At 42.0% G+C, this 7108-nt stretch carries 7 protein-coding genes; 3 read left to right on the forward strand and 4 right to left on the reverse strand.

Going from position 1 to position 7108, the window contains the following annotated elements:
- Nucleotides 1–377: 377 nt before the first annotated feature.
- Together ABIN91_RS18915 and ABIN91_RS18920 are read right to left on the reverse strand one after the other, a co-directional pair.
- A complete protein-coding gene (locus tag ABIN91_RS18915; protein WP_348053006.1) occupies nt 378–962 on the reverse strand; it encodes a TIGR00730 family Rossman fold protein in 585 nt (194 codons plus the stop codon).
- 136 nt (nt 963–1098) lie between these two features.
- Nucleotides 1099–1662, reverse strand: a complete 564-nt coding sequence (locus ABIN91_RS18920; RefSeq protein ID WP_348053007.1) for a YqgE/AlgH family protein — start codon at nt 1660–1662, stop codon at nt 1099–1101.
- Between the two features lie 133 nt (nt 1663–1795).
- On the opposite strand from ABIN91_RS18920, the gene pdxH reads away from it, so the two are divergent.
- From pdxH to ABIN91_RS18935, 3 genes are all read left to right on the forward strand, one after another.
- A complete protein-coding gene (pdxH, locus tag ABIN91_RS18925) occupies nt 1796–2443 on the forward strand; it encodes a pyridoxamine 5'-phosphate oxidase (RefSeq protein WP_348053008.1) in 648 nt (215 codons plus the stop codon).
- Entirely contained in the window at nt 2440–2937 is a 498-nt protein-coding gene (locus tag ABIN91_RS18930; RefSeq protein ID WP_348053014.1) for an NADH-quinone oxidoreductase subunit C, read from the forward strand. Before pdxH ends, ABIN91_RS18930 begins: the two co-directional genes overlap by 4 nt.
- A 109-nt stretch (nt 2938–3046) precedes the next feature.
- Nucleotides 3047–4237 (forward strand): NADH-quinone oxidoreductase subunit D, encoded by a 1191-nt coding sequence (locus ABIN91_RS18935; RefSeq protein ID WP_348053009.1) that lies wholly within the window; start codon nt 3047–3049, stop codon nt 4235–4237.
- A gap of 79 nt (nt 4238–4316) precedes the next feature.
- Here ABIN91_RS18935 and ABIN91_RS18940 read toward each other — a convergent pair whose 3' ends face one another.
- Nucleotides 4317–5219: a PorP/SprF family type IX secretion system membrane protein gene (locus ABIN91_RS18940; RefSeq protein WP_348053010.1), complete on the reverse strand. Its 903-nt coding sequence runs from the start codon at nt 5217–5219 to the stop codon at nt 4317–4319.
- A gap of 18 nt (nt 5220–5237) precedes the next feature.
- Nucleotides 5238–7108 (reverse strand): gliding motility-associated C-terminal domain-containing protein (locus ABIN91_RS18945; RefSeq protein ID WP_348053011.1); only part of this gene is annotated, 1871 nt, incomplete at its 5' end.

The following is a 7108-nucleotide window of genomic DNA, read 5'->3' on the forward strand; positions in this document are numbered from 1 at the left end:
ATAAACCAAAAAGGGATAGCAATTGTGCTATCCCTTTTTGGTTTTAACGAAATTCCATTTTGTTAAATAATGTTAAGCCCTTAACCTTTCATCAAATTTTCATGTCTACCCAATAGTTTAGTATCAACAAAAACTTAAAACGCCATGAAAAAACTATCCCGCCTAAATTACCTCATCATTCGTATTGGTTGCCCGCTGTTAGGTTTAAATCCTAAAAAGTAATTGATTTTCACAATTTCAAACCTATCGCTATGAATACCAACTTCGTCAACTTTTTAACCCGCTTGGGCGTATTTCTATCTATATTAATGATATTCGCTTTAATGCTTTGGTTATTTGTAGGCTCACGCATACACTACATGCCCTACTAATAGTGATCAGGATAAGTTCCTGTCTTTAAACCAAACCTCATCAGGCTCAGCGCTAAAGTTCTGCATCAGGCTAACCAACTCAGTAGCATCGCCCGATGTGAGTACAAGTTCTCTGTTAGTTGGCTTCAAAAACCGCTGCTCAACCATCACATCCATCTGTTTCAGCAAAAAATCGTAAAAGCCATTCACATTCAATATCCCTATCGGCTTTTTATGCAGTCCCAATTGCAACCAGGTTAATACTTCAAAAAATTCTTCCAAAGTACCAAAACCACCAGGCAGGGTAATAATGCCATCGCACAAATCATTCATTAGCTGCTTCCGCTGATGCATGTTTTCAACCACATGCATTTGGGTTAAACCCGTATGTCCAACCTCTTTATCCATCAAAAAACTGGGGATAACGCCAATGGCTTTACCACCACGCTCCAAAACAGCATCGGCCATTAAACCCATCACGCCTACCTTACCTCCGCCAAATACAAGCGCAATATCCCTGCTAACCATTACATCGGCCAATAGTTCAACAGCTTGTTTCAAATTAGGGTCGCCATTAAAATTGGCTCCGCAGAATACGCAAATAGATTTCATTGGTTCACTTGTTCATTAGTTCATTGGTGCCTTCATAAAGAAAACAAATCTATTCTTCTTATCAAAATAATAACAAATAAAAGGCCCCACCAACAACAAGACCAATGAACCAATGGCAAATAAACTAATGAACCACTTAATTCAGCGCCGGGTTCTCTGGAAAGTTAGCGATATGCGCATATTTATTCCCCAAACTTATCACCACTTCCTTCCAAAGCGTTTCTTCGTTATGGTTAAATAAAATATCGGGATTAAACTTGTTGGCTACAATCCAGGTATCTTCGTCCAGTTCGCGGTCCAATTGGTCTTCACTCCATCCTGAGTATCCTACAAAAAAGCGGATCTCATCGTCGGTTAACTGATAATTATTAACCAACTCTTTCACCTGTTCAAAATCTCCGCCCCAATAAATACCATCCCAAATCTCAATACCATCCGCAATCTTATCCGGACAACGGTGAATAAAATGCAGGGTATTGCTCCCCACCGGCCCACCTTTGTATAATGGTAACTCCGAATAGGAAATCTCCGGAATTATGTCCCCAAGCAGTAAATCGCTGGTATGGTTCAGTACAAAGCCCATCGCTCCCGCGGTAGAATATTCAGTGATCAGTATTACAGATCGCTTAAAATTAGGGTCGAGCATAAACGGTTCCGAGATCAATAATCTCCCTGCCGCCGGCGAAATTGAGCTAAGCATATGTTTCTTTATTTATAGTAAAACGTGGTTCAAATCAAATAGTTTAATGTATATAAGTAAAATTACAATATACGGTTTTACTTTTTATGTAAAAATAAAATAAGCCGCTATCAAATTTGTAAGTTTGCAGGTAATGAATCGCGATATCATACAAAATTTAAGGGAAGACTACACTTCGGCTACCCTGTCCGAAAAAGATGTAGTTGCTAACCCCATCAACCAGTTCGAGAACTGGTTTAAAGCTGCTCTTGACGGTAAAGTTAACGAGCCAAACGCCATGACCTTAGCTACCGCTACAACAAATGGCCTGCCCTCGGCACGTATAATGTTATTAAAAGATTTTCATCAGGATGGCTTTATATTTTACACCAACTACCTGAGCCGCAAAGGTAAAGATCTGGCTAAAAACCCACGTGCTGCCCTTCTATTTTTTTGGCCCGAACTGCAACGCCAGGTACGTATAGAAGGTACCGTTGAAAAACTAAGCCGCGAAACCAGCGAACGTTACTTTTACACCCGCCCTAAAGGCAGCCAGGTTGGAGCCGTAATTTCGCCGCAAAGCCAGGAAATTGCAAGCCGCGATATTTTAGAAAAAAAATGGACCGAGTTAGAAGAAGTTTACGCCGAAAGCGCTGTGCCTAAGCCAGCACACTGGGGTGGCTATATATTAAAACCTAATCTGATTGAGTTTTGGCAAGGCCGTACCAGTCGTTTACACGATAGGATAGTTTACAAAAGAGCCGATAAAAATACTTGGAAGATCGTACGTTTAGCACCATGATTTTTGAGGATATTAAAAATTTGCTTGTCGCGAAGTTTGGCGAAACTGTAATAGTTGGCGAAGAAACCAACGGATTACAACCCGCCCTACTCATTGCTCCTGCTCAAATAACCCAGGTTTGCCTGGAACTTAGGGACAACCCTGCAACCTATTTTGATTTCCTCTCCAACCTTTCGGGAGTTGATTATGGCACTATCGATAGCCGCTTTGGTGTGGTTTACCATCTGTCGTCAATTCCCTACCATAGCCAGCTCACCCTAAAAGTAAGCACGGCTAATGATCGCGATCTAACTGATCTTCCATCTTTCCCGAGCATATCATCCGTTTACAAAACTGCCGAATGGCACGAGCGTGAAGCATACGATATGGTCGGGATCTGGTTTGAGAATCACCCGGACATGCGCAGAATATTATTACCGGATGATTGGGATGGTTTTCCATTAAGAAAAGATTATGTGGAAGCCGAAGAATATAAAGGCATAAAAATAAAGTAACTAATATGTCATTGCGAGGTACGAAGCAATCGCACGGAGATGCATAGTTCGAGATTGCTTCGTACCTCGCAATGACAAAAATAAAAGCAAAACAGAATATCCCATATCAATGGACTATACTCAAGGCTTAAATAACTATAAAGAAAAAATAGCCAGCGTTAACGCTGATGAAATGGTCCTCAACATGGGGCCACAACATCCGTCAACACATGGCGTATTGCGCCTGGAGTTAATTACCGATGGTGAAATAGTGCGCGAAGTTATCCCCCACATGGGCTACCTGCACCGCTGTTTCGAAAAACATGCCGAATCGTTAACCTACCAGCAAACCATTCCTTTTACCGATAGGATGGATTACCTGGCATCTATGAATAACAGCCACGCCTGGGTAATGGGCGTTGAGCGCATGATGGGTATTGAGCACGACATTCCAAAACGTATAGAATACATCCGTGTATTGGTGTGCGAAATGAACCGCATCGCATCACACCTTATAGCCATTGGTACTTATGGCATTGATATAGGTGCGTTTACTCCGTTCTTATGGTGCTTCCGCGATAGGGAACATATTATGGGGATGCTGGAATGGGCATCGGGCTCGCGCATGTTGTACAATTATATTTGGGTAGGCGGTTTGTTTTACGATTTGCCGGTTGGCTTTGAAGAGCGCTGCCTTGAGTTTATCAAATATTTTAAACCCAAAATGGTTGAGCTCAATCAACTACTAACCGATAACCAGATATTTATTAACCGCACCGCTAACGTGGGCGTATTACCTTTAGATGTTGCCATAAACTATGGCTGCTCTGGCCCAATGCTGCGTGGTTCGGGTTTAAAGTATGATCTGCGCCGGATAGACGGTTACTCTGCCTATCCCGAACTGGAATTTGATATCCCGGTTGGTACCGGACTAATGGGCTCCGTTGGTGATTGCTGGGACCGCTACAAAGTACGGGTTGACGAGATCGAAGAATCGCTCAAAATAATGGAGCAATGCGTTCACCGTTTACAAAAGGAACTAAAGCGCACGCCAGAGTTTGATCCTCGCGCCAAACTTCCGCGTAAGCTAACACCAAAACCGCAAGACTTCTACATCCGTGCCGAAAACCCGCGTGGAGAGTTAGGCTTCTACTTTATTGCCAACGATGCCCGCAGCGAAATACCTTTCCGCGTTAAATCACGGGCACCAAGCTTCTGTAACCTATCTGTATTGTCAGAAATATCCAAAGGCGTCCTCATAGCCGATCTGGTAGCCATAGTAGGTTCCATCGATTTTATGCTGGGCGAAGTTGACAGATGATCACTTAAACAAAAAACCTTACCCCATAAAAAAAGCCTTCCGATAAATCGGGAGGCTTTTCAATTTCTATAGGTTATGCTTATTTCTTAGATAAGTTAATTTTAAGGCTGATTTCAAAATCACCGTTATTATATCCGTTTAAAGCAGACGTATTAGCGGTATAAAATGCTAACACCGAATAAGCAGCCATGTTAAAGCCGGCACCAAAGGTTGCACTTTTTGAACTGTGGTAAATACCTTGCAAGCAAAACTGATTATTGCTAAAAGCTACATTTGCACCAGCATCAAGTATGTTGGTATAACCTTTAACTTGTCTGTAAGCAACTTTAGGTTCAAGGCTAACGTTAGCCGGGTCAAAAAACTGGTAACTAACCGCTGTAAAAAACACTTCACGGTCAACAGTACTGCCATTGTCTTTAAATAACGATCTTAGGTTAGGCAATGCACCTTGTACAGTTAATTTATTGCTGGTATAAGCTACACCAAAATCGCCGTCAACTGATGTTCCTTTGTTGTTATAGTTAGCCAGTGTTTGGTCGCTTTGATCGCCATAAACATCACCAATGTTTAAGTGATTATTTGAGATCCCTGCTGATAAACCGAAGTTCAGTTTTTGATTATCGCCGCCCAATGGCAAATGGTAAGCATAAGTTACCATAGCCCTGGTAGTTCTGAATACGCCCGAATACTGGTTGTAAAGGTTAACACCCAAACCAACCTTATCCATCTGGTAATCTGCCGAGGCTGATTGAACATTTGCTGCTCCGTCAACACCAAAAGCTTGTTTACTGTAAGCAAGGTTAATATTTAAACCTTTGTTTAACCCTGCCATAGCCGGGTTAAACAAATACTGGTTTTGGAAGTACTGCGATGCAAGCGGATTTAATTGCGCCCTTACACTTGTTACACTACTGGTAACAAGCCCTAAAACAAAGGCTGCAACTACGCTAAATTTATAATTTGAATATGTAAGTGATCTCATGTGCTTTCTATAATTTTATTAGTCTCTAACTACGCTTAATGTACCTCTGTAAGGTAAACCTACACCCAAATCAACTACATAATAGTAAGTACCTTGTGGTAAAGGCTGGCCGTTATAATACCCATTCCAATCGTTATTGTAACCGGTTTTTGTGAAAATCATTTTACCGGTTTTATCAAACACCTTAACGGTGTTGCCTGAGTACAGGTCAATATTTCTGATAACCCAGTAATCATTTTTACCATCACCGTTTGGAGTAAGCACGTTACCTGTTTCCAACTTGGCAGCGTTACGTACAGTAATAGTAATAGTTTGCGTAGTTACACAACCCGAAGCATTGGTAGCAGCAACCGTATAAGTAGTAGTTGCAGTTGGGCGTATAGTTAGGTTAGGCGTAGTTAGGCTGCTTGTAATACTTGCGTTGCTGGTCCATGCGTAAGTTGTGCCACCGTTAGCTATTAATGTTGCCACACCACCTTTTTCAATTATATTGTTATAAGCATCGCTGGTAATGGTAATCTGTGCCAGTGCATTAACGGTAACATTAAATGTGCGTGTATAAGTATCAACACCACCATTTAATACACCACCGTTATCTTTAACAGTAACAGTAACAATAGCGGTACCGGTTTGTCCGTTGGCAATAGCATAATTAAGTGTGCTTGCGCCCCCTATTACTGGCGTTACACCAAGTGATGCAAATAACGCTGTGTTATTGCTGGTAACAGATAAGGATGTTATAGCCTGGCTGGCAGTTTCACTGCTTGGGCCCACAGTTATACCGGTAAGGCCAATTATTGCAGGTGTAGTAACTGCACAAATGTTCTGATCCGCTATAGCATCAAGCGTTGGTGCCACGTTTGGCGGAGTAATACCAGTACCATTTAAAGTAACCGTAGCCGATACCGTGCCACCACCAGTAGTTGTTTGTACTACAGTACCGTTAGATGCGCCTACAACTGTAGGTTTAAATTGTACATAAACGGTAGGTGTTTGAGCCGCGTTAAGCTCCGTGGTTGCAAAACTAACTGTTGATGCAAAAGTAATGTTGTCTTTTGATATCAGGTATGGGCCTGTTGCAGTTAAGTTAGTAGACTGGGTAATGTTCGTTCCTGATAAAGTATACGATTGAACAGGAGCAACAACTCCAACAAACGCGCTAAATGTTAATGTTGATGGCGTAGTTGTTAATGTTGGAACCGGTTGCGCGGTACCAGTACCATTCAACGGAATAATTTGCTGAGCTGCACCTACGCCACTAATATATAAACTGCTGTTTGCTGCACCAAGAGCTGTAGGTGTAAACTGAACGTACACAACAGGTTTAGTAGTTGCGGCCATTTCGGTAGCAGTAAATGATAAGGTATTGGTATAACCACCTGTGGAGGTTTTTGAGATCAGGTAAGGACCCGAAGTTCCAACCGAAGTTGCTGGCAATGTGCCCGAACCATTTAAAGTAACAGCTACACCAGCCGAAGTTGTATTGATATTTTGGCTAAAGGTTAAAGTTGTTGGTGTTGCTGTATAAGTTGGTGTAAAACCAGGCTCGAAAGCAGATGCAGCGTTTTGTGGATTAATAACCGCCGGAACGAAAAAATCGTTCGCGTTATCATCGTCATCAAAACCATTCCCTTTTAATTCATCAGCTCCGCCAACTGTCATGGTAACAGTCGTTGATGTTGATGAGGCTTTTCTTTCTATCGAAGTAGTGGTTGATGGTGCAACTGCCGGGCCGCTACCTTCCCAGTACGCTGCTGTTGTACCAAAGGCTACTAAATCAATAATGCTGGCAGTTGGCAGTGTTGGTTTAGCTGCTATTATGGTACCATTATTAACTAATGCAACCTTACCTGCAGTTCCGGATAAGTTAAAGTTATTGATTACACCGG

Source organism: Mucilaginibacter sp. (assembly GCF_039921305.1).
Lineage (GTDB): Bacteria > Bacteroidota > Bacteroidia > Sphingobacteriales > Sphingobacteriaceae > Mucilaginibacter.

Coding starts and splice junctions, on each gene's coding strand:
- ABIN91_RS18915 (WP_348053006.1), bottom strand. CDS start 962: ATGAAATCTATTTGCGTATTCTGCGGAGCCAATTTTAATGGCGACCCT.
- ABIN91_RS18920 (WP_348053007.1), bottom strand. CDS start 1,662: ATGCTTAGCTCAATTTCGCCGGCGGCAGGGAGATTATTGATCTCGGAA.
- pdxH (WP_348053008.1), top strand. CDS start 1,796: ATGAATCGCGATATCATACAAAATTTAAGGGAAGACTACACTTCGGCT.
- ABIN91_RS18930 (WP_348053014.1), top strand. CDS start 2,440: ATGATTTTTGAGGATATTAAAAATTTGCTTGTCGCGAAGTTTGGCGAA.
- ABIN91_RS18935 (WP_348053009.1), top strand. CDS start 3,047: ATGGACTATACTCAAGGCTTAAATAACTATAAAGAAAAAATAGCCAGC.
- ABIN91_RS18940 (WP_348053010.1), bottom strand. CDS start 5,219: ATGAGATCACTTACATATTCAAATTATAAATTTAGCGTAGTTGCAGCC.